The organism is Brevundimonas sp. AJA228-03 (assembly GCF_017795885.1).
Classification (GTDB): Bacteria; Pseudomonadota; Alphaproteobacteria; order Caulobacterales; family Caulobacteraceae; genus Brevundimonas.
In genome coordinates this window covers 3,015,180-3,038,188 of the sequence record NZ_CP059297.1, presented here as the reverse complement: position 1 = coordinate 3,038,188, position 23,009 = coordinate 3,015,180, and the positions used below count along the sequence as shown (strand labels likewise).

The window sequence follows — 23,009 nt, the reverse complement described above, 5'->3', positions numbered from 1 at the left end:
TGGGGGTGGTTTAGCCTCTCCCTCCCCGATCGGGGAGGGCGAAGCCCGTGTCGCCCTCAGAAATCCAGGTCCGCATAGTGCGCTGCCGGGGCCAGGCCCTGGAAGCGGTCGGCCAGCAGCGGGCGGAAGCAGGGACGGGACTTGAACTTCATGTACCAGGTCTTCAGTCCCGGCCAGGACGCCCAGGCGATCTCGCCAAAATAATCGAGCGTCGACAGGTGGGCCGCGGCGATGATGTCGGCCTGGCTCAGGCGGCGACCGGCGAGCCAGTCGCGCTGGGCCAGCAGGGCCTCGAACACACCCAGATGATGCTTCAGCGCCTCGCGGCCCTCGCGCAGCATCCGGGCTTCAGGCGGGCCGAGGCGCAGCAGGGGCTTTTCCATACGCTCGTGCAGCAGGACGGCATTGACCTCGTCGGTGAAGCGCCGGTCGAACCAGGCGGTCAGGCGACGCGCCTCGGCGCGTTCGGCGGCGTCCGACGGCATCAGCAGCGGCGTCGTCCGGGTGTCCTCGATCCAGCCCAGGATGGCGGGAGCCTCGCACAGGGTGAGGGACGGCGACCCCTCGACCTGCAGCACCGGTGGCATGCCGGACGGGTTCAGATCGCCAACCGGGCAGTCGGCTTCCCAGGGGCGGACGAGAACCTCGGTCCATTCGATCCGCGCCTCGCCCAGCGCCAGGCGGGCGGCCCGCGAGCCAGGGTCAAAGGGGAAGTGGAACAGAACGTTCTCCGACATGCGCCTGACCTGCACCGCCGCCCGTTAAATCCGCGTTTACGCTGTTGTCAGCCCCAGGGGGACGTCGGCACCGAGGGGCGGGCCCCGCGCGGATCGGCGTGGATCAGAACCTCGGCGTCCGGGAAGGCGGCGGTCACCCGACGCTCGGCCTCCACCACGATCGTGTGGGCGGCTTCGAACGACAGGGTCGGGTCGAGATCGATGTGCATCTGGGCCAGCAGGCGGGTGCCGGACATTCGGGTGCGCAGCTGGTGAACACCCTCCACGCGGGGATCGGCCAGGACAGCGGTGGTCAGGGCCATGCGGTCAGCGTCGGAGACCTCGGCGTCCAGAAGCTGATTTCCGGATTGCCTGAGCACACCCACCGCGCCCCAGAACAGCCAGACGGCGACCACCAGACCGGCGGCGGCGTCGAGCCCGGGCGCTCTCAGATAGGCTCCCGACACCACGCCGACCAGCACGACGACGCTGGAGGCGAGGTCGGCCGCATAGTGGGCGCGGTCGGCGGAGACGGCCAGCGAACCCGAGGCCTTCAGGGCCCGGGTCTGAAGCCAGACCAGCCCGCCGGTCAGGACCATGGAGATCAGGACGACGCCTATGGCCCAGGCTCCTCCCGAAACGGGATAGGGGTCGAAGATGCGCCGGAGCGCTTCCCAGCTGATGAAGGCGGCCGAGGCGAACACGAGGCCCGCCTGGACAAGCGCGGCCATCGCTTCGGCCTTTCCATGGCCATGACGATGGGTGGCATCGTTCGGACGCGCGGCCCAGCGCACGGCATGGAAGGTGGCCAGCGACGCGATCAGATCGAGCGCCGAATCCCCCAGCGACGCCAGAATCGACACCGAGCCCGAAGCGCCCAGGGCGAAGGCCTTCAGCGCGATCAGCACGACGGCAACCCCGACGGATACGGCCGTGATCTGGCGGGTCGTCAGGACGGCGAAGACGGAGCGGGCGACGGGGGAGGTCATTGCCCGCCTTGTCGCCTATCGCCTGCCGGTTGCCAAGGACACCGGTCGTCGCGGAACTGTGTTAGGAGACCAGTCATCAAACCGCCTCATGGTGGGGATCAGACTGGTTAATCGGCGGGGGCGATGGCGATGACGCCAGCAGCGGACGAGCGGATCGGGGAGGCGGGGGGTCGATGGATTCCCCGGGCCGAGGTCCTGTCGATGCTGGGGGTCAAGACCCAGACCCTCTACGCCTACGTCAGCCGGGGCCGGATCACCGCCCGGCCTGACCCCAGCGATCCCCGACGAAGCCTGTATGCCGCCGCCGACGTCGCGCGCCTGAAGGGCAGCTCGGGTGGAGAGTTCGCGGGCCAGGTCCTGCCCTTCGAACCTGCCGTCAAGGGTGAGGCGGTCATCCAGTCCTGCGTCAGCCTGACGACCGATGGGCGCATCTATTATCGCGGACGGGATGCGACGGAGTGGGCGCAAGGCGCGACGGTGGAGGAGACGGCGCGGCTGCTCTGGGGATGTGGCGACCATAATCCGTTCGCGGGTCTCGGCGTCCGGGTCGACGGCGCCAGCGGGGCGTCTCCTCGCGCGCGCCTGTTCGCCGCCCTGTCGCGGCGCGCCGAAGAGGACGAGCCGTCCCAGGGACGCGATGTCACGAGCCTGCAGCGTGAGGCGGCCACGGCGCTGAACGAGGTCGTCGATGCCATGGCCGGGCCGGGGCCGCGCCTGTTCTTTCACCAGCGGCTCGCGCGGGGCTGGAAGATGCTGGAGCGCGACAGCGTTCACCTGAAGCGCGCCCTGGTACTGGCAGCCGATCATGATCTGAATCCGGCGGTGCTGGCCACGCGGGCGGCGGCGTCGGGCGGTGCGTCACCGGCTGGAGCCGCCATGGCCGGTCTGGCGGCCCTGTCCGCCTCGCCGATGGCGCGGACGCTGAAGGCCGTCATCGTCTATGTCATCGAGGCCCGTCGCGACCCCGCCGGGGCAGCGCGCCGGCACATGGAGGCCTCGGGAGCGATCCCCGGGTTTGGCAGCGAGAGCTTTCCGCTTGGCGACCCGAGGGCCGATGCGCTTCTGGCCCTGGCCGATCTCCCCCCCGATCTGACGGCGGTTCTGCGCGAGGGCGAGGCGGCAAGCGGATCGCGTGCCGGGTTCGCGGTCGCCCTGGCGGTCCTGGCGCGTCGGCTCGACCTGCCGCGCGAAGGGGCGCTGGACATGTTTCTGGTCGGGCGACTGACCGGGCTGATGGCCCATGCGCTGGACCAGATCACCGACGGCTCGCCTATCCGGGCGCGCCTGCGCTATGTGGGGCCGAGGCCGGGAGCGGAGTGACCCCGGGACGACTTCGGGGATTTCATGTCTGACTGGCTGGCGGCGATCATCCTGGGCCTCGTCGAGGGGCTGACCGAGTTCATTCCGGTTTCGTCCACCGGCCACCTGCTGCTGGCCAAGAGCGTGCTGAAGCTGGTCGACGAGCCGTGGGACACCTTCATCGTCATGATCCAGCTGGGGGCGATCCTGGCGGTCGTGGCCCTGTATTTCGGGCGGCTGTGGAAGGTGGTGATCGGCCTGCCGGGCAAGGATCCGTCCGCTCGTCGCTTTGCATACTCGGTCCTGCTGGCCTTCTTTCCGTCGGCGCTGCTGGGCCTGATGATCCACGACTTCATCAAGGCAGTGCTGTTCAATCCGACCATCGTATGCGTCAGCCTGATCGTCGGCGGATTTGCCCTGATCGCCCTGGAGCGTTGGGCTCCCCGGCCGCGCGAGTACGACGCCATGACCTTCTCGCTGAAGACGGCCCTGGGCGTGGGCCTGTTCCAGTGCCTGTCCATCATTCCCGGCGTCTCACGGTCCGGGGCCACCATCGTCGGCGGCCTGCTGCTGGGCGTCGACAAGCGGGCGGCGGCGGAGTTCTCCTTCTTCCTGGCCATCCCGACCATGGTCGGGGCCTTCGCGCTGGATTTCTGGGAGAGCCGCGATCTGCTGACCGGCGATGCGATCCAGCTGATCGGCATCGGCTTTCTGGTATCCTTCGTCAGTGGTCTGTTCGTGGTCCGGACCATGCTGGATTTCGTGACCCGGCATGGCTTCACTCCCTTCGCCTGGTGGCGGATCGTGGTCGGCACGGTGGGGCTTGGGCTGTTGTGGACCGGCGTTCTGGCCTGACTTGTCAGACTGCCGGTTTCGGGGGAACGTGACTGGCATGACCCACCAACCCACCTCCGGCGAACGCTTCCGATCGTTCGAAGCCTTCTATCCGTATTACATCCACGAGCACTCGAACCAGACCTGCCGACGGATCCACATCGTGGGCACGTCGCTGGTGATCGTGGCGGCCCTGCTGGGGCTGCTGGTCAATGCCTGGTGGTTTCTGGCCATGCCGTTCGTCGGTTATGGCTTCGCCTGGGTCGGGCATTTCTTCTTCGAGAAGAACCGGCCGGCGACGTTTCAGTACCCGCTGTGGAGCCTGATGGGCGACTGGCGGATGTTCTTTGAGACCGTGGGCGGCAAGCGGAAATTCTAGTCGCCTGTCCGCGTCAGGCGGGTCTGGTTGCGAAAGCGCCAGGCGGTGTCGTCGGCGCCGACGGGGCGGACCTCCTTGACCTCCAGCAAGGTGTCGCCGTCGCGGGTCTCGGTGACGCGGATATCGGCGGGCTGGTCATCGTCCTCGCCCGTTTCCGAATAGATCAGGGTCCAGCGGGTGGCGTCGGTGAAGGCCGCGACACGGACGGTGCCGGTCGACAATTCCGGCGAGGTGCCCGCGCGGAAGCTGGCCGACGTCGAGGTACCGGTGGCGCGATCGTCCAGGCTGACGGTGGTGATCCAGACCGGCTTGTCGGGACCGTCGTCGAACAGGGACTGGCGCACCTGGGTCGCGCCGTCGCCGGGCGTCGCGATGGTGGTGGTGACGGGGATCTCGAACAACAGGTCGGTCTGGTAGTCCCGGTAGCCGAGCGCACCGGACCATTGGCCGACAAGCCCGAGGCGGAGATCGGTGGCGGTCGGCTGGCCTTGCGCCAGGGCCGAGCCGGGCAGGAAGACGAGCAGGGCCAGGGTGGTGGCAAGCAGGCGAAGGGTCATGACGGGCTCCCGGTCAGGCGGAAAGGATGTGGGCGGTGGCGGCGGCCATCTGGGGGTCGGTTCCGGCGACGATGTCGGCTGTGGTCGTCGGGACCAGCAGGTCGGGCGCGATCCCGGCGTCGGGCTGGGGCGTCTCCGGGAAGGAGGCGATCAGCGGCAGATCGACCTCGATGCGCGAGGCGGGCAGCCGCAGGAAGCAGAAGGCACCGCCGTTGATCCCGCGCCGGTTGCCGCCGGTCGGCGTGCCGATCAGGGTCGCGGTCCTGCTTTCCTGAACCGACTGGGCGAAGCCGAAGGTGGCCGAGGAATTGGACGCGTCGCACAGCACCGCGACCGGTCCGGCGAAGCGGCGGCCGGTTGGGCGGATTCGCGTCGACACCTCGCCGTCGTCGTAGCGGATGAGGCGATAGAAGCCCGGCCGGTCGGGATCGGGAACCGCCTGGTCCCCCCAATCCAGGAACGACCGGTCCCAGGTGTCGAGGTAAGGGTGCAGGGCCTGGGGTGCGCTCCGGTAGCGGACGAAACGCTGGTTGCGGGACGGGGCGAAATCGCGCGTGACCAGGCGGCTCAGGATGACATTGCCGCAGTCCTCGCCGCCCTCGTTGCCGCGCAGGTCGACGATCAGCCCCCTGGCCCCGTCGCCCGTCAGGTCGTCCATCACGCCGCCCAGCCAGGTCTGCCAGTCGAAGGTCGAGTTGTAGAGCGCCCAGCCGGGCATGGTCAGGCGGGCGATGCCGTCCGGGCCCTTGTCCAGCGTCCATGGGTTGGTGTCGCCGGACGGCTGTACGGCGGAGGGGGCCCTGGCCTGGCGCTCGGCCAGGGTCAGCAGGGTGGCCGTGACCACCCGCCCGTCGGCCAGGGTGAAGGCGGCCTGATCAACAAGGCCGGGAAGGACGAGCGGCAGGTGGATGTCCGGCGTTTCGAATTCGTCGTCGCCGCGCACCTCCATCAGGCTGATGCGCTTGGCATCGTTGTGGCCGTCGGCCCGGGCCAGGGGGATCAGGCGGGCGAGGATGTCCCCGGTCGGCACCTCGTTGACGGCCGTGACGCAGGTGCCGCGCGGAAAGGCTCCTTCGCCGGATTGGTCCGCTGTCACGACCATCTGCCCGTCGATCCAGACATAACGGAACGGCACCAGCTCACGACCCAGGTACAGCCGGTCGCGCACGGCCGCCCCGCCATTGTAGGGGCTGGGGTAGGTATGGCCGCAGCGGACCGAGGCGGTGACGCGGGTCAGGGCGAGGAACCGGTCGCGGAAGGACGCGGGCGCCTTCCATGCCGCCGACAGTCCATCCAGGCGCGCGGTGATCTCGTCCGGGGTGCTGTAGCGATGGAGGCCCGGATGCATGGTTTGCCAGGCCTGACGCAGGATCTCGACATCGCCGGACCAGTCCTCCGATGCGGACTGGCGTGCCCGGGCCGGCACGGCGCTGGACAGTACGAGGCCAGCGGACATCTGCAACAGGTGGCGACGGGACAGCATTGGGGAACTCCGCGAAAGACGCCCGGAGCATCGCCGGGATCAGCGGACGGCGCGCCTCATTTCCGGCAGGGGCGGTCGAAAATCACGATCTGAGACGCCGCGCCGGTAGCGGGACGGCGCGACGCCGTAGCGGGCCTGGAAGGCGCGGTTGAAGCTGGCCTTGGAGCTGAACCCCGCATCGAACGCCAGGGTCAGCAGGTCGTCACGCGAACCGGTGTCGAGCGCGGCGGCGACCGCCTCGGCCCGGACGCCGTTGATCCAGGACGAAAAATTGACGCCCAGACCCAGGTTGATCGCGCGCGACAGCCGACCGGTGTTGGTCGCGAGCCGCCGCGCCAGCACCTGCAGGCCGAGATCCGGCTCCGTTGCCCAGCCGGCCTGACGAAGGCGGGTGTCGAAGTCAGTCGCGATGGCGATCCAGTCGGGGACGACGGGCGTCTCGACCGCGGTGGGGTCCGCCGCCGCCCCGTCCAGAACGGGAAACCGCAAGGTCGTGTGACGCCAGCCCTCAATGGCCAGATAGAGGCCGATGACGACGAGCGACAGATACAGGCCTGTCTCCTGGAAGAAGTCGATGCCGCCGCTGAGCCAGTCCCACAGGGTGAAGGCGGCATAGAGGAACAGCACGGCCACCAGGGCGACGATGACCCGCGCCAGCCAGCCGGTGGCGAACCGGTCGTCGTCGCTGCGGGCCTGGGCCAGGTCGCGGCGATAGCGGTTCAGCAGACGCAGCGACCAGACGGCATAGAGGCCGAGCGAAACCAGAAGGGCCAGCTCGAATGCCGGACTGACGAACCGGGCGTGACTGCCGGTATACCAGGACCATTTCGCGTCGAGTGGCAGGGCGAAACAGGTCAGGGTGTAGCCGAGCTGGATCATCGGCGGCAGGAGATGCAGGCCGAACCGGGGCGGCAGGCGTCCGCGCACCAGGGCGTGGGTATAGGCGAACAGCAGGGGTGGAAGCGCCAGGGTCAGGGCCAGCGGCGCGAAGGTCAGCCAGCGCCAGGCGTCATAGGCACCCGCAAAGCCGATCGTATAGGGCGTCACGACCCCAACCAGCACGATGAGGAAGGCCGTCAGCAGACGGTTCGCCAGTGCATTCGGCGTCTGGACCGCGATCACCGCGGCGAGCAAAAGCAACTGCAGGCTGGCGAACCCGAGGATCGCCACGCGCCAGCCGAGATAGAGGGTCACACCATCCATGACCGGACATTAGGCCGGGTCGGTTGTGCTTCGCAAAGCGCCACTGGACGTCGGCCGGGCGTCAGTTGGACGCGGTGTTCCAGGCGGGCGGGCAGCCGTCGAAACGGCCGGCGTTGGTGATGGTCAGTCTCTGCTGGTTGAAGCGCATGACCGGCTGCATCGAGCCACGGCCATGGCCGGTATAGAGGTCGACGCGCTGGCCCCGGATCGCACCGCCGGTGTCGGACGCATACCAGTAGCCGTCATGGATGGTGCCGTCGGGCAGGTGCATACCGACCGTCTCGCGGATGAACAATCTGGTGCGGCGCGGAATCACACGGGGATCGGTGGCCAGGGTCCGCATGGGAATCGGGCGGCAGCCGAGGGAATCGTTGCCCGTCGCTCCGCCACCACCGGCGTGATAGAGGCTGGCACGGGCGCTCCAGTCGGGGTCGCGGGCCATCAGGGCAGCCTGTTCAGGGGTCAGATCGGCCAGGGCGTCGCCGGACTCGTTCGCGTTGTCAGGGCTTGTCGCAACGACCGGATCAGCGGCGACAGCCACTTCGTAGGGGATCGGATCGAAGGCGGCTGCCCAGAGCATGGCGAGCGTGGCGACGGTGCTGAACACAGATCGGTCTCATAGGTGACACCGGCCCCAGACCGCACCGGCAGGGTGCCGTGTCGCCGCGATCGATGGCGAAAATGTGGCAAGCGCGTGCGCCGCGACCGTCTGTCCCCGGCTCGGGATCGATCAGTCAACCGTTGCCTGAGATAAGCGGAACCGGGGTTGGGCAACGGCCGCAAACGCGATAGCAGTATAGGACGATCTTAAATCCTTTGCTGGCGTCCGATGCTTACTGTTCATGGAGATATTCGTTCGGGCAACTGCCTGAAGGTCAAGTGGATGCTGGATGCGCTTGGCCTTGATTATCAGTGGGTCGAGGTGGACATCATGACAGGCGGCAGCCGCACGCCGGAATTTCTCCTTTTGAATCCGTTCGGTCAGGTGCCGACGCTGGTGCTGGAAGATGGCCGGGCCCTGGCCCAGTCCAACGCGATCCTGCTGCATCTCGGCGAAAACACACGATGGATCCCGACGGAGCCGTGGGAACGGGCGAAGATGTTCGAATGGCTGTTCTGGGAGCAATACAGCCACGAGCCCTATGTCGCGGTTGCGCGGTTCCAGCGGGTCTATGCCGGCAAGACGGCGGCGGAGGTCGAGCCCCGCCTGATGGAGCGGGGCCATCTGGCGCTTGCGCGGATGGAGGCGGCGCTGGCGCATTCGACCTGGCTGGCGGGCGGACAGGCGGCGACGCTGGCCGATCTGGCGCTGGTCGCCTACACCCGGGTCGCGCACGAGGGCGGGTTCGACCTCGCGGCCTATCCGTCCTTGCGAGACTGGATCGGCCGCACCGAGGCGGCCTTCGCCATCGCCTAATCCATGCCCCGCACATTGTCGTCCGAGTTCCGGTCGATCCATTTGTTGTAGGGATCGACGCCCGCGAAGGTCGGCTTGGCCGCCGTGACGAACCGGAACGTCTGGGTGCCCGAGCGCAGTGCACGGCGTTCCAGAACCACGACGTTGGACCGGTCGAAGGCACCCTTGCCCGGTTCGGCGGTGAACAGGCCGATGTCGATGCTCTCGTTCAGCGGCGCTTCGGTCTCCTTGCCCTGGCCGTCGGCATAGAGCTTTCTTGCCTCCACCGTGATGGCGACGTCCCAGCGGCCGTCGGGGCGGCGCGTGGCCGTCGAGGCCGTCGTCTTCAGATCGTACAGGGTGATCTTTTCGAACAGGTCGGTGATCAGGGCCTGTTTGTCAGCCGGGGCATTGGCGCGGATCAGGGCGATCAGGTCGACCGAGCGCGGATAGGGTGCGCCCTTGAAGGCATGCGCCTGAAGGAACTGCGCCAGGGCGCGGTTCAGGTTCGCCTCGCCGATCTGGTCCTTGAGCAGATACATGACCAGCGCCCCCTTGCGGTAGTGAATGTACTGCTGGTTCTCGACCCGGTTCAGCGGCAGTTCCTCGATCCGTTCGGTGCCGCGCGAGCTCAGATAGTTGTTCAGCTCGAACTGCAGGAAGCGGCGAATCTTGTCGGGGCCGTACAGCCGCTCCATCACCATCAGGGCCGAATACTGGGCCAGGGTCTCCGACAGCAGGGTCATGCCCTGCATGTCCGCGCCCACGACCTGATGTGCCCACCACTGGTGCCCGAACTCATGGGCCCCGACATAGGTCACATAGTCGATCTTGTTCGGGTCCTTAAGGTCGGCGATGAAGCCGAGCCCTTCGGACCAGGCGAAGGTGTTGGGGAAGGACTGGGCATAGTCGGCATAGGCGGGGAACTCGCTGATCCGCGCCTGGCGGAACTGATAGGGCGAGAAATTGGCCTGGAAATAGTCCAGCGAGGTGGCCAGGGCCGTCATCATGCGGTCGACGTTCCGGCCGTGCTGGGCGTCGTGATAGACGACCATCTCAACCCCGTTGTGCATCCGCCGGGCGATCTCGTAGCGGGCCGATTGCACCGACAGGAAGTAGAGCACCGGCGACTCGGTGACGAACCGGACGGTGCGGCGGCCGTCGCGGGTGACGTCGCTGCGCTGATAGCCGGGGGCCAGGGGGGTCTGGTCGGCGTCGGTGGTGACGGTGACGTCGGTCGTGACCCAGTCCGCGCCGATATAGTTCCGGCCCGTCGCGCTCATGTCTTCCAGTTTGGCCGGTCGCAGTTCTGCGGGCAGGCCGAACTTGCGACGCTTGGCCCGGTCCTGCAGCGTGCCGTTCCGGTCCATGCCGATGATCGGCGCGAACTCCTGGTTGGTGACAAAGGTGCCGTTGTCGACGATCCGGGTCGTATTGCCACCGAGCCTGAAGCCGCGCTGTTCCAGCAGCGTGTCGAACGAGACCGTGCGGCGCTCGCCCGGGGCCATCGGGGTGGCGAAGCGATAGATGCGGTAGTTGAACTCGGGCCACTCGCGGACCATCCGCGCGCCCTGGACGTCGAGCGCCTTGATCTCCAGGTCGTCGTTCCAGCGCAGGTGCATTTCCGACAGCGGGGCCCCGGTCCGGTTCTCGATCGTATAGGTCCCGCGCGTCTCGAGCCGGGGGGCACGGGGGTGCAGGTCGAGGTCCAGCTTCACATCGACGATCGACGGCTGGGGCGTGGTCTCGAAGCGCAGCAGGGTCTTCTCGTAGTCGGCCTGGAGGCGTTCCTGCGACCCCTGGTTCCGGTATTCGTTCCAGACGTTGGTATTGACGTAGATGAAGCTGCCCAGGCCGATGAAGGCCACCAGGGCGACGCCGCCGATGATGCCGGCCGGTCCCATCAGGCGCGAGGGCAGACGGCGCAGACGGGGCAGGTAGCGGGTCTCGGTCCCCCTGCGCCAGAGGCCGTAGCCGAGCACCAGAAGGATGATCGCCGCCATGGTCCAGTAGGCGTCGGTCCAGTTGGCAAAGCCCCGGAAATCGCCCTGGCCGTTCATGTCCGACAGCGGCACGCCGATGCCGGCCCCGTAGCGGTAAAGGATGTGGTCGAAGCCAAGGTTCGACATCACGAGGGTGGAGATCAGATAGACCACCATGATGGCCCAGCCGACGAACTTGTTGGGCGACAGCGACTGCACGAAGATGGCCAGCACCGCGATCAGGCCGAAGTTCAAGGCCCCCGGCAGCACATACCACATCAGGTATTTGCCGAGCTCGAAGTCGTAATAGCCCTTGAACGTCTGGACAGCGACGCCGGCGACGACCCCCGCCAGCAGGATCGAGACCAGCACCAGGATCAGCGCCAGGGTCTTGGGCAGGATGAAGGTCCAGTCCGGCGTGGACGAGGCGTCGATGATCTCGTGCACCTTGCGGTCGCGATCGCGCCAGACCAGCTCGCCGGAATAGTAGATGGCGACGATGATGGAGATCAGGCCGAACGCGCCCAGCAGGCCCGAGATGACCGTGCGGGTGACCAGCAGGATCGGGGCGCCGTAGATCTCGCCAAGCACGAGCAGGGTGGTGGTTGCGAAGGCGAAGCCCAGCAGGATCAGGACGGCGAAAGCCGGGCTCTTGAACACCATGGCCATCTCGATGGCCGTGCGCGACGCCAGACGGCTCCAGCTCGCGGCAAGGCCCTCGGTCGGCGAGGCGAGGGGCCGGTCGACGACGCCGGGCGCGGCGGGGGTGGCGGCGAGGGCGCGCAGCTTGTCCAGCTTGCCCGCCTTCGCGCCCCGGACGGCCGGCTGGTAGAGGACATAGGCCAGGGCCAGCACGCCGACGCTGATCCCGATCCAGATGACCCGGTTCCACAGCAGGACGCCTTCCAGAGGGGCATTGATCGTATTGCGCTCGATCGCGGTCCAGTAGCGGGTGACGAGGCCATAGGCCCCGGCTCCGAAAGGCTCGCCCCAGGCCATGGCCGTCTCCAGCTCAGGCTTGGATCCCAGGATGCCTGAGGCCGCCAGATAGGCGATGAAGACCCCGACCACGCCGACATAGGTCGCCATCATGGACCGGGTAACCGTGGCGAGGGCGAAGAAGATCGCCGAGGTCAGGAAGACGCCGGGCAGGCCGAAGACCAGGTAGGCGTATGCGTAGTCCCACGGCCGGAACGCGCCGATGGTTTCCTTGTCGACCCAGGGGGCCAGCGTGCCGGCGACGATGCCGATCGTGACGGACAGGAAACACAGGGCGGTGGCGGCGAAGGCCCCGGTGAAGCGGCCGTACAGATATTCGAACTTGTTGATCCGGGTCGCCTGGACCATGGGCCCGAAGCCCGTCTGGACGTCTCGGACGACCACGTTGGCCACGATGGCCGTGGTCGCCAGCATAAAGAAGATCGCCATGATCCCGTTGATCGTGGCCAGGGCATAGGGGGCGTTCTTGTTGACGTTGCCGCCCGCCCCGATGGAGATGTTGTCCGACGCCGCCACAAGCCCGAAGCCCAGAAGGGCGAAGGCGATGGCGATGACCCAGAAGGCCGGCTGGCGCAGCTGGTAGCGAAATTCGAAGGCAGCGACCTTGGCGAACATGATCTTTACGCCGCGACTTTGCGCGAGGCGCTGAGCGTCGAGAAATAGACGTCCTCAAGCCCGCCTGGCACCGGCTCGAAGCCTTCGCCCGGAAGACGGTCGCTGAGGACGTGGATCACAGTCCTGCCGGCGAACAGGCGCGTGGAGATGACCTCGTACCTTTCGCGATGTTCGGGCAGGGCGTCCCTGTCGATGGTCTTCTTCCAGACCCGGCCGTTCAGCTGTTCCATCAGCTGGGCGGGGGCCCCTTCCAGCTGGATCTTGCCACCGGCCAGAACGGCCATCTTCGGGCACAGGTCGGCGACGTCCTCGACGATGTGGGTGGACAGGATGATGACGACGTTGTCGGCGATCTCGGCCAGCAGGTTCAGGAAGCGGTTGCGCTCCTCGGGGTCCAGCCCCGCCGTCGGCTCATCGACGATGATCAGTTTCGGATTGCCGATCAGGGCCTGGGCGATGCCGAAGCGCTGGCGCATGCCGCCGGAAAAGCCCGCCAGGGCTTTCTTGCGCACCGACCACAGATTGGTCTGGTTCAGCAGGGTCTCGACCGTTTCCTTGCGATCCTTGCCGGACGCAATGCCTTTCAGCACAGCCATGTGATCCAGCATGTCCCAGGCCGAGACGCGCGGATAGACGCCGAAATCCTGGGGCAGATAGCCGAGGGTGCGGCGCAGCTTCTCCGGCTCCGCGATCACGTCGATGCCGTCGAAGTCGATGGAGCCGGACGTCGGCGTCTGCAGGGTCGCGATCGAACGCATCAGCGTCGACTTGCCCGCGCCGTTGGGGCCCAGCAGCCCGAACATGCCGGTCGGTACCGTCAGGGAGACGTCGTCGAGCGCCCGCGTCCCGTTGCCATAGACGTGAACCAGATTCTTGATCGTAAGCATGATGGCACCCCTGTCAGTCAAGCAAGCTTGTCACCCGGCAACGGGCGGGGCAAGTTACAGAAGCGTAAGAATCCTTTTCCCTTTCCAGGAGAAGGACGTGGATCAGTGGAGGCTCTCGCCGTGCTGGGAGTAGTCGAGGCCCTCGACCTCGCCATCCCTGGGCACGCGCAGGCCGGTGGTGAACCTGCAGATCATCAGCACCAGGAAGGTCCCGGCCGCGCTCCAGGCGATGACGGCGGCGAGCCCGACGATCTGTTTGACCACATCCGCCCCCTCGGCCACGCCGTTGACGGCGGTGGTGGCGAACACGCCGGTCAGGATGGCGCCGACGATGCCGCCGACGCCGTGGATGCCGAAGGCGTCGAGGCTGTCGTCATACTTCAGGGCGTGCTTCAGCCAGACCGCCCCGGCGTAACAGGCCGGTCCGCCGATCAGGCCGATCAGGAAGGCCCCCTTGGGATCGACGAAGCCGGCCGCCGGGGTGATGGCGACCAGGCCGCCGACGATGCCGGACAGCAGCCCCAGCAGGGTCGGCCGCTTCTTCTCGATCCACTCGATGGTCATCCAGCCCAAGGCAGCGGCGGCGGGCGCGATGAGGGTGTTCAGGGCGGCGACCGAAGCGATGCCGTCGGCGGCCCAGGCGCTGCCCGCGTTGAAGCCCAGCCAGCCGACGAACAGCAGGCCCGTGCCGATGGCGGTATAGGCGAGGTTGGCCGGGGCCATATTGTCTCGTCCGAAGCCGTGGCGGGGGCCGAGCACGAGGGCGCAGACGAGGCCCGCCACGCCCGCATTGACGTGGACGACCGCGCCACCGGCGAAGTCCAGCACGCCCCACGAACCCAGATAGCCCCCACCCCAGACCTGGTGGCAGATCGGCGCATAGACGATCAGGTGCCACAGGCCGAAAAACAGCAGGGACGCCGAGAACTTCATCCGCTCGGCGAAGGCCCCGGCGATCAGGGCCGGGGTGATGATGGCGAAGGTCAGCTGATAGGCGATCCAGAGGTATTCCGGCAGGCCGGGGGCCAGGCTGTGGGCCGTGTCGATGCGGACTCCGTCGAGGAACAGCGCCTGCAAGCCGCCGATGAAGGCGTTGGTCGCATCGCCCGACGTGCCGAACGACAGGCTGTAGCCGACGATGAACCACAGCACCGTCACCACCATCAGGGCGGCCGTCGACGAGGCGATGGTGGCGATGATGTTCTTTTTCCGCACCATGCCGCCGTAGAACAGCGCCAGTCCCGGCAGGGTCATCATCAGCACGAAGGCGGTGGAGACGAGGATCCACGCCGTGCCCGCGCCGTCGAGGACGAGCGGCGCCTGATGGGCGAGGAGGTCAGGCGTGGGGAGCGTCATCGGCGGGGAGGCCTCAGGGAGCTAGATGTGAACGGCGATCATGCGGGGACCGCTTCGCCATGGTCAAGCTTGCGCTCCGCCTCGGCCACGGGGGTCGGGACGATGCGGACAAAGCGTTTGACGCTGTCACCCCAGGCCGAGAGCAAGCGCCGCGCGAGGGGCGATCCGGTCGCAGCGCCATGCGCCTCGATCAAGGCCTTCAGACGCTCGGCCGCCGCTGCCGTCACCGGGGCGAATGAGGCGAGGTCGCCGTTCAGCGCCAGCCCCGTGCGACCGGCTTCGTCGAGCACGAACAGCTCGCCGCCCGACATGCCGGCCGCCAGGTTCCAGCCGACCGGACCCAGGATCGCGACCCGGCCGCCGGTCATGTATTCGCAGGCGTGGGCCCCGGCCCCCTCGACCACGGCCTCGGCACCCGAGTTCCGCACCGCGAAACGCTCGCCCGCTGAACCGGCCACGAACAGGCGGCCGGAGGTGGCACCGTACAGGGTGGTGTTGCCGATGGCGGGCTGGTGCTCGCGCCATTCGATCGGCCGGACCACGATGTCGGCACCCGACAGCCCCTTGCCGACGTAGTCGTTGGCTTCGCCGGTCAGTTCCAGTTTCAGCCCCCTGGCGCCGAAGGCCCCGAAGGACTGGCCGGCCGATCCCTGCAGCTTCAGGGTCAGGACGCCGGTCGGCCCGGCCGGCCCCCAGCGGCGGACGATGGCGGAGGATACGCTGGCACCGATCGTGCGCATGACGTTGGAGATCGGATAGGTCAGCTCCGACGTCTGGCCACGATCCAGGAAAGCCCAGGCATCGTTGAGGACGCGGGCGTCCAGGGTCTCCGGCACCTCCGCGCGGCCCTTTTCGGCCCACAGTTTCTTCTCGGCCGCCTCGACCCGCACCAGCAGGGGGTTGAGGTCGAGGTCGTCCAGATGCGCCCCGCCGCGCCGGACCTGACGCAGCAGGTCGGTGCGCCCGACAATCTCGTCCAGCGACCGAGCGCCCAGCATGGCCAGGTATTCGCGGACCTCCTCGGCGATGAAGCTGAACAGGTTGACGACCTTGTCCGCCGTGCCGGTGAACTTCTCGCGCAGCCGCGGGTCCTGGGAGCAGACACCGACAGGACAGGTGTTGGAATGGCACTGGCGCACCATCAGACAGCCCATGGCGATCAGGGACGCCGTGCCGATGTTGAACTCCTCGGCCCCCAGGATGGCGGCGATGACGATGTCGCGGCCAGTCCTCATGCCGCCGTCGGCGCGGACCACGACGTGGCTGCGCAGGTTGTTCAGGCTGAGCACCTGATGGGTCTCGGCCAGGCCGATCTCCCACGGCAGGCCGGCGTGCTTGATCGAGGACTGGGGCGAGGCACCGGTGCCGCCGTTGTGGCCGGCGATCAGGATGCAGTCGGCCTTGGCCTTGGCCACACCGGAGGCGATGGCTCCGATGCCGGAGGCGCTGACCAGTTTGACCGTCACCCGGGCGTCGGGGTTGATCGATTTCAGATCGTAGATCAGCTGGGCCAGATCCTCGATCGAATAGATGTCGTGGTGTGGCGGCGGGCTGATCAGGGTCGTTCCCGGCGTCGAATGGCGCATCCGGGCGATGAATTCCGTGACCTTGAAGCCGGGGAGCTGGCCACCCTCGCCGGGCTTGGCACCCTGGGCGATCTTGATCTCGATCTCGCGGCACTGGTTCAGGTATTCGGCGGTGACGCCGAACCGGCCCGAGGCGATCTGTTTGACCGCCGAGTTCATGTTGTCGCCGTCGGGTCGGGTCGCGTAGCGCTCCGGATCCTCTCCGCCCTCGCCCGAAACCGAGCGGGCCCCGATGCGGTTCATGGCGATATTCAGCACCCCGTGCGCCTCGGGGCTGAGGGCACCCAGAGACATGCCGGGTGTCAGGAACCGCTTCCTGATATCCGAGACGGATTCGACCTCGTACACGGGAACGGGCTTCAGGCCCTCGCGCCAGTCGAGCAGGTCGCGGGGGGCCAGGTCGGGCTGGTCGCGAACGGCTTCGGAATACTGTTTGAAGCGCTTGTAGTCGCCCCGGTTGCAGGCGTCCTGCAGCAGGTGGATGACCCTGGCCTCATAGGCGTGGGCTTCCTGGCCCGCGCGGATGCGGAAGAAGCCGCCGATGGCGGGCGAGGGCGTGGTTTCCGTCCAGGCGGCGGTGTGGCGCTGGATCGCAGCACGCTCCAGACCGGCCAGGCCGATGCCGGAGATGCGCGACGGTGCACCGGGGAAGAACTCGGCCGTGACGGCACGGGACAGGCCCAGAACCTCGAACTCGCAACCGCCGCGGTAGGCGGAGATGACGCTGATGCCCTTGCGCGCCAGGGTCTTCATCAGGCCGGCTTCCAGTGCGGCCTTGTAGTTCAGGCAGGCATCGCGAAGGGCGAGGCCGGGATAGGCCCCGCGATCCAGACGCTCCTGGAACATCTCCTGCGCCAGCCAGGGGTTGATGGCCGTGGCCCCGACGCCGACGAGGACGGCGAAGCCATGCGGGTCGAGCACCTCGGACGACCGCACGACGATGGAGACGAAGCTGCGCAGGCCCTTGTCCGTCAGCCGGCCATGGACCCCGGCGGTGGCCAGGATCATGGGCACGGACAGGCGGCTTTCCGAAGCTCGTTCATCGGTGACGACGATCAGTCCGCAACCGCCGCGAACCGCTTCCTCGGCCTCGTCCTTGATCCGGTCGAGGGCGGCGCGCAGCCCCGCGCCGGGGCGGTCGCCTTCGGCCGGGAGGGGATAGGAACAGTCGATCACCACGGTCGAACCGGCGCCGACGACGTCCAGCATCCGCTCATACATGCCGGTGGTCAGCACGGGGCTGTCCAGCACGAAGACGTTGGTCTGGGCCTCCTCCTCGGCGAGGATGTTGCCGAGGTTCTTGAAGCGGGTCTTCAGGCTCATCGCCCCGGCTTCGCGCAAGGGATCGATGGGCGGGTTGGTGACCTGGCTGAAGTTCTGCCGGAAATAGTGGGCCAGGGGCCGCGGCAGGGCGGACAGCACCGCCGGGGGCGCATCGTCGCCCATGGAGCCGACCGCCTCCTTGCCGTCCTTGATCATCGGATCGAGCAGCAGGTCGAGGTCCTCGCGGGAAAAGCCGGCGGCGATCTGCCGGCGGGTCAGGGCCTCGCCTGTGGCGGCGCGGGGCTCGGGTCCGGGGCCGATCAGCGGCTCCAGATCGACCATGTTCTCGAGCCACTCCGTATACGGATGATCGGCAGCGAGGGCGTCGATGGCCTGGGTCTCGTCGAGGACAACGCCGGCCTTCAGATCGGCGACGATCATGCGGCCGGGGCCGATGGGCAGACGCCGCTTGATGCGGCTTTCCGGCAGTCCGGCAAGACCGGCCTCGGACCCGGCCAGCAGCAGGCCGTCGTGGGTCTCCATGGCGCGCAGGGGACGCAGGCCGTTGCGGTCCTTGCCGCAGACGATGAACCGCCCGTCGGTGGCGCAGATGGCGGCGGGGCCGTCCCAGGGCTCCATCACCGCATTGCAATAGGCGTACAGCGCCCGGTGCTGGGCCTTCATCAGGCCCTCGTCGCGGGCCCAGGCCTCGGGGATCAGCAGGGCCTTGGCCATGGGTGCCGGGCGGCCGGCGCGAACCAGAACCTCGAAGACGTTGTCGAGCGATGCGGAGTCGGACCCCCCCGGCTGGACCACCGGCTTGACGTCCCCGTCATGCTCGCCGAACGCCTGGGCCGTCATGCGGATCTCGTGCGATCGCATCCAGTTCAGATTGCCCTTCAGCGTATTGATCTCGCCGTTGTGGGCCAGCATCCGGAACGGCTGGGCCAGCCGCCATTCGGGGAAGGTGTTGGTCGAATAGCGCTGGTGGAAGATGGCGTAGGCGGACTGGAAGGTCGGATCGAGCAGGTCGGGATACAGCTGGTCCAGCAGCTCGGCCCGGACCATGCCCTTGTAGATCAGCGACCGCGCCGACAGCGAGCAGATGTAGAAGCCTGGCACGCTCTCGGCGATGACCGCGCTCTCGATGCGCCGACGGATCAGATAGAGCTCGCGCTCCAGGGCCTCGGTGTCGTCAATCAGATCGACCGGGGCGGCCAGCATGACCTGCTCGATCTCGGGGCGGGTGGCGTCGGCCTTCGATCCCACGACGGCCAGGTCGATGGGTGTCTGGCGCCAGCCGTAGATGGTGAAACCGGCCCGCAGGACCTCGGTTTCGACGATGGCGCGGGCGCGGTCCTGGGCCCCCAGATCCGTACGGGGCAGGAAGATCTGGCCGATGGCGATCGGGCCGGGCCGCAGGGTCTGGCCGATGACGCGGACCTGTTCGGCGAAGAAGGCCTGGGGGGCCTCGACCATCAGACCGGCCCCGTCGCCCGACAGGCCGTCGGGATCCACCGCACCCCGGTGGGCGACGTTCTTCAACGACTTGATGGCCAGCTCGACCACCTCGCGGCGCGGCACACCGTCGATGGCGGCGACCAGGCCGACCCCGCAGGCGTCCTTCTCCGACGCCGGTTCATAGGCATGGGCGTCGATCAGCCGCTGCCGGTCCTGTTGGTATTGGGTCAGCCAGGTCATGCGGCCTGCTCCTGCGTGCGGGCCTTCAGATAGCGGTCGATCTCGGCGGCGGCGTCCTGGCCGTCGCGCACGGCCCAGACGACCAGCGAGGCCCCGCGCACGGCATCGCCCGCCGCATAGACGCCGGGCAGGCTGGTGGCGAAGCCGGACCGCGCGGTGGCCACCGTGTTCCATTCGGTCAGGCTGAGCGCGTCGTGATGGGCGGCGAAATCCTCCGGCTCAAAGCCCAGCGCCTCGATGACGAGGTCGGCCTTCAGGTCGAAATCAGCCCCCGGAACCGGCACGATCTCGCGGCGCTTGCCGAACTCGGGTTCCGACAGGGCCATGCGCGCCGCGCGGACGGCCGAGATCGAACCGTCGCGGCTCATCAGGGCCTTGGGCGCGCCCAGCCATTCGAAATGGATACCCTCTTCCTCGGCATTCAGGACCTCACGGGCCGAGCCGGGCATGTTCTCGCGGTCGCGGCGGTACAGGCAGGTGACGCTCTCGGCCCCCTGGCGGATGGCGGTGCGGACGCAGTCCATCGCCGTGTCGCCGCCGCCGATGACGACGACGTTGCGACCGCGCGCATGATGGCCGGTGGCTTCGTCCGCCTCACCCAGGTCGCGGCGGTTCTGGTGGATCAGGAAGTCCAGGGCGGGCAGGGTGTCGCCGGGGCCTGCACCGGGAACCTGCAGCGCCCGGGCCTGATAGACGCCCATGGCCAGCAGGACCGCATCGTGCCTTTCGCGCAGTTCGGTCAGGGTGACGTCCGTTCCGACGTCGCAGTGGGTGACGAAGGTCACGCCGCCGTCGATCAGGCGATCGATGCGGCGCTGGACGACGCGCTTCTCCAGCTTGAAGCCGGGGATGCCATAGATCAGCAGGCCACCCGGGCGGTCATGGCGGTCGTAGACCGTGACCTGATAGCCCTGCTCGCGCAGACGATCGGCGGCGGCCATACCGGCGGGGCCGGCCCCGACGATGCCGACGCTCTCCGGGCGCTCATGCAGGGGACGGATCGGCTCGACCCAGCCGTTGTCGAAGGCCGTGTCGCCGATGAAGGCCTCGACAGAGCCGATGGTCACGGCCTCCCAGCCCGACTGGTTCAGGGTGCAGGAGCCCTCGCACAGCCGGTCCTGCGGACAGATGCGGCCGCAGATCTCAGGCATGGTCGAGGTGGCAGAGGCGATCTTCCAGGCCTCGCGCAGTTCGTTCTCGGCGGACAGGCCCAGCCAGTCGGGGATGTTGTTCTGCAACGGGCAGGCGGTCTGGCAGAAGGGCACGCCGCAGTCGGTACAGCGCCCGGCCTGGACTTCCAGGTTTTCGGTCGTCGGTTTGACGATGATCTCGCCGAAATCCTGCACGCGCATGGACGCCTCCGCCTTGGGCAGGCGACGCGGTTGAACGACGAACCCGGTGGGTCCGGTGGGGCCTTTCTGTTGCATGGCAACATATAACGACAGGCGAGGCCGTCAGCGCAAATGATTTCCCTGTCGGGCGAGTGTGGCTTCATCAGACAGCACGGAACGTGCGACGATACGCCGAAAGTTGCGATTTCTTCTCATTATGCCCTTGGGCGGGTTCGAGAGCGCTCCTGATCGGCACCGCCTGATCCCTTGCCCGCGCCCGCACTGCGCATCGGTCGTGACGCTTTCATTACCCATAAGGCTTGTCCGGCCTTGCCCGCCGTGCTGCTTATGCCCCAACGAAGCGCCGGGACGGGCGCCTGGATGGGAGTGAAGCGTTGATCAGGACGGACAGTGCGCGCGCGGCAGATCGGCCGTGCACCGGGAAACACACCAGGTTCGGGGGGGACGCGTCGTGAACATCGTCGTCCTTATCGGCATCGTCATTACCCTGGTCACGGGGATTCCCGTCCTTCTCCAGATCCTCAAGACCCACCCGCGTGGCCTGTTGATCTGCTTTTTCGCCGAGATGTGGGAGCGGTTTTCCTACTACGGCATGCGCGGCCTGCTGATCTTCTACCTGACCCAGCATTTCCTGTTCAGCGACAGCGCGGCAGGATCGATCTATGGCTCCTATACCTCGCTGGTCTATCTGCTGCCCCTGATTGGCGGCATCCTGGCCGACCGGTTCATCGGCACGCGCAAGGCGATCGCTTTCGGGGCTGTCCTGCTCGTCGCAGGCCACTCCATGATGGCCTACGAGGGTCGCGACACGACCCAGACGCTCACCTATGCCAACCAGACCTACCAGATCGCCACCCAGGGTCGCGGCGACGCCGGCCAGACGGGGATCATCCTCAATGGGACTACCTACGCCTACGGCCCGGCCGAGGGTGGCGGATTGGCGATCGAAGGCTTGCCGGCCGGCTCTGCGCTTCCCGCCGTCATTCCCGCCGACCAGTATGAGCTGAAGGCACAGCGCGACCCCATCGGCGAGAGCGTCTTCTTTCTGGCCATTTCGCTGATCATCATGGGCGTCGGCTTCCTGAAACCCAACATCTCGACTTTGGTGGGCCAGCTGTACCCCCAGGGCGACCCCCGCCGTGATGCCGGCTTCACCCTCTACTACTATGGCATCAACCTCGGCTCGTTCTGGGCCGCCGTCCTGTGCGGCTTGCTGGGCCAGACCGTGGGCTGGTGGGCCGGGTTTGGCCTTGCCGGCGTCGGCATGGCGCTGGGCTTCGTCGTGTTCGTCCTGGGCAAGCCCCTGCTTCAGGGGAAAGGCGAGGCTCCGGCCACCGGCGATCTGAAGAAGCCGCTGCTGGGCCCGCTCAACCGCGAATGGTCAATCTATCTCTTCGGTCTGCTGGGCGTCATCCCGGTGTGGTGGCTGGTTCAGCGCAACACGGTGGTCGGCTGGGTCCTGGGCGTGTCCACGATCGCGTCCCTGGCCTTCATCGGCTATGTCATGGCCGTGATCTGCAAGACCTGGGCACAGCGCCAACGCATGATGCTGGCTGTGGTCCTGGTGTTTGGATCGGTTCTTTTCTTCACCCTGTTCGAGCAGGCCGGCACGTCGCTGAACCTGTTCGCGGACCGCAATGTGGACCTGAATCTGCTGGCCAGCGCCCTGCAGATCGGCCCTCTGACGCTCGGCACACCCGAGCAGGTCGCCGCCGCCGGTCTGGTGGGCCAGGGCATCTTCATCGACACGACGATGACCGCATCCCAGACCCAATCGTTCAACGCCGGGTTCATCCTGATCTTCGCGCCTATCTTCGCGGCCCTGTGGGTTGCGCTGGGCCGGGCCAGGCGTGATCCGGACCCGACGTTCAAGTTCGGTCTGGGTCTGATCCAGGTGGGGCTGGGCTTCATGGTCGTGGTCTGGGGGGCAGGCCTGGCCGACTCGGCCTTCCGGATGCCGATCATCCTCCTGGCCCTGCTCTACATGTTCCACACGACGGGCGAGCTCTTCCTGTCGCCGGTGGGACTGTCGGAGATCACCAAACTGTCCATGCCCTCCGTCGTCAGCTTCATGATGGCGGTCTGGTTCCTGGCCTCCTCGATCGCCCAGTTCGTCGGCGGCAAGATCGCGGGCATCGCCGGGACCGAGACGGTCGGGGGCGAGGTGCTTGATCCCGGCGCGGCGCTGGCGACCTCCCTGTCGGTGTTCGAGACGCTCGGCTGGGGCGGCATGATCGCCGGTGGCCTGTTCATCCTGGCCAGCTTCTTCATCAAGGGCTGGTCGAACGGGGCCAATGACGCCTCGAACCATCCGGGGCCGACCCTGACAGATCGCGGTCAGGAAGACGGCAACGTCGCAGCACCGGCCACCTCGACTCCGGGCTGAAGCGCCAGGGGCGGCGTTCGCGCGCC

At 67.4% G+C, this 23,009-nt stretch carries 16 protein-coding genes; 5 read left to right on the top strand and 11 right to left on the bottom strand.

The genetic code is table 11. From position 1 onward, the window contains the following. Positions 1-56 precede the first annotated feature (56 nt). Both HZ989_RS15130 and HZ989_RS15125 read right to left on the bottom strand, forming a co-directional pair. Positions 57-737, bottom strand: a complete 681-nt coding sequence (locus HZ989_RS15130) for a glutathione S-transferase family protein (protein WP_209321615.1) — start codon at positions 735-737, stop codon at positions 57-59. Positions 738-784: 47 nt separating this feature from the next. Beyond that, complete coding sequence (locus HZ989_RS15125; RefSeq protein ID WP_209321614.1) at positions 785-1,705, bottom strand: cation diffusion facilitator family transporter; 921 nt, start codon at positions 1,703-1,705, stop codon at positions 785-787. A 129-nt stretch (positions 1,706-1,834) separates the two neighbouring features. Between HZ989_RS15125 and HZ989_RS15120 the strand changes: the two genes are divergently transcribed. The 3 genes from HZ989_RS15120 to HZ989_RS15110 are packed head-to-tail and all read left to right on the top strand — an operon-like array spanning position 1,835 to position 4,217. Then, complete coding sequence (locus tag HZ989_RS15120; protein ID WP_209321613.1) at positions 1,835-3,025, top strand: citrate/2-methylcitrate synthase; 1,191 nt, start codon at positions 1,835-1,837, stop codon at positions 3,023-3,025. A gap of 24 nt (positions 3,026-3,049) precedes the next feature. Further along, positions 3,050-3,859 (top strand): undecaprenyl-diphosphate phosphatase, encoded by an 810-nt coding sequence (locus HZ989_RS15115; protein ID WP_209321612.1) that lies wholly within the window; start codon positions 3,050-3,052, stop codon positions 3,857-3,859. Between the two features lie 37 nt (positions 3,860-3,896). Continuing rightward, complete coding sequence (locus HZ989_RS15110) at positions 3,897-4,217, top strand: Mpo1-like protein (RefSeq protein WP_209321611.1); 321 nt, start codon at positions 3,897-3,899, stop codon at positions 4,215-4,217. On the opposite strand, the gene HZ989_RS15105 is transcribed toward HZ989_RS15110, so the two are convergent. From HZ989_RS15105 to HZ989_RS15090, 4 genes are all read right to left on the bottom strand, one after another. After that, positions 4,214-4,774, bottom strand: a complete 561-nt coding sequence (locus HZ989_RS15105) for a hypothetical protein (protein WP_209321610.1) — start codon at positions 4,772-4,774, stop codon at positions 4,214-4,216. The two genes, HZ989_RS15110 and HZ989_RS15105, sit on opposite strands and share 4 nt — an antisense overlap. Before the next feature lie 13 nt (positions 4,775-4,787). Continuing rightward, on the bottom strand, positions 4,788-6,257 hold the full coding sequence (locus HZ989_RS15100) for a S41 family peptidase (RefSeq protein WP_209321609.1): 1,470 nt from the start codon (positions 6,255-6,257) through the stop codon (positions 4,788-4,790). Between the two features lie 39 nt (positions 6,258-6,296). Next, positions 6,297-7,451, bottom strand: coding sequence for a helix-turn-helix domain-containing protein (locus HZ989_RS15095; RefSeq protein ID WP_209321608.1), 1,155 nt, complete (start codon positions 7,449-7,451; stop codon positions 6,297-6,299). 70 nt (positions 7,452-7,521) lie between these two features. Beyond that, entirely contained in the window at positions 7,522-8,067 is a 546-nt protein-coding gene (locus HZ989_RS15090) for a 3D domain-containing protein (RefSeq protein ID WP_245162402.1), read from the bottom strand. A 276-nt stretch (positions 8,068-8,343) separates the two neighbouring features. On the opposite strand from HZ989_RS15090, the gene HZ989_RS15085 reads away from it, so the two are divergent. Next, positions 8,344-8,877, top strand: coding sequence for a glutathione S-transferase family protein (locus HZ989_RS15085; RefSeq protein WP_245162401.1), 534 nt, complete (start codon positions 8,344-8,346; stop codon positions 8,875-8,877). Here the strand turns inward: HZ989_RS15085 and HZ989_RS15080 are convergent. From HZ989_RS15080 to HZ989_RS15060, 5 genes are all read right to left on the bottom strand, one after another. After that, positions 8,874-12,452: a M1 family aminopeptidase gene (locus HZ989_RS15080; RefSeq protein ID WP_209321606.1), complete on the bottom strand. Its 3,579-nt coding sequence runs from the start codon at positions 12,450-12,452 to the stop codon at positions 8,874-8,876. The two genes, HZ989_RS15085 and HZ989_RS15080, sit on opposite strands and share 4 nt — an antisense overlap. Positions 12,453-12,457: 5 nt before the next feature. Beyond that, positions 12,458-13,339 carry an ABC transporter ATP-binding protein gene (locus HZ989_RS15075; RefSeq protein ID WP_209321605.1) on the bottom strand — a complete coding sequence of 294 codons (882 nt, stop codon included), beginning with the start codon at positions 13,337-13,339 and terminating at the stop codon, positions 12,458-12,460. Positions 13,340-13,441: 102 nt separating this feature from the next. Beyond that, positions 13,442-14,695 (bottom strand): ammonium transporter, encoded by a 1,254-nt coding sequence (locus HZ989_RS15070; protein WP_209321604.1) that lies wholly within the window; start codon positions 14,693-14,695, stop codon positions 13,442-13,444. 38 nt (positions 14,696-14,733) lie between these two features. Next, the gene (gene gltB / locus HZ989_RS15065) at positions 14,734-19,245 is read right to left on the bottom strand and encodes a glutamate synthase large subunit (protein ID WP_209321603.1); all 4,512 of its coding nucleotides are present in this window, start codon (positions 19,243-19,245) and stop codon (positions 14,734-14,736) included. Further along, positions 19,242-20,672: an NAD(P)-dependent oxidoreductase gene (locus tag HZ989_RS15060; RefSeq protein ID WP_209321602.1), complete on the bottom strand. Its 1,431-nt coding sequence runs from the start codon at positions 20,670-20,672 to the stop codon at positions 19,242-19,244. Before HZ989_RS15060 ends, gltB begins: the two co-directional genes overlap by 4 nt. Before the next feature lie 376 nt (positions 20,673-21,048). Here HZ989_RS15060 and HZ989_RS15055 point away from each other — a divergent pair, with 376 nt between their 5' ends. Next, positions 21,049-22,983 carry a peptide MFS transporter gene (locus tag HZ989_RS15055; protein WP_209321601.1) on the top strand — a complete coding sequence of 645 codons (1,935 nt, stop codon included), beginning with the start codon at positions 21,049-21,051 and terminating at the stop codon, positions 22,981-22,983. Positions 22,984-23,009: the final 26 nt, after the last annotated feature.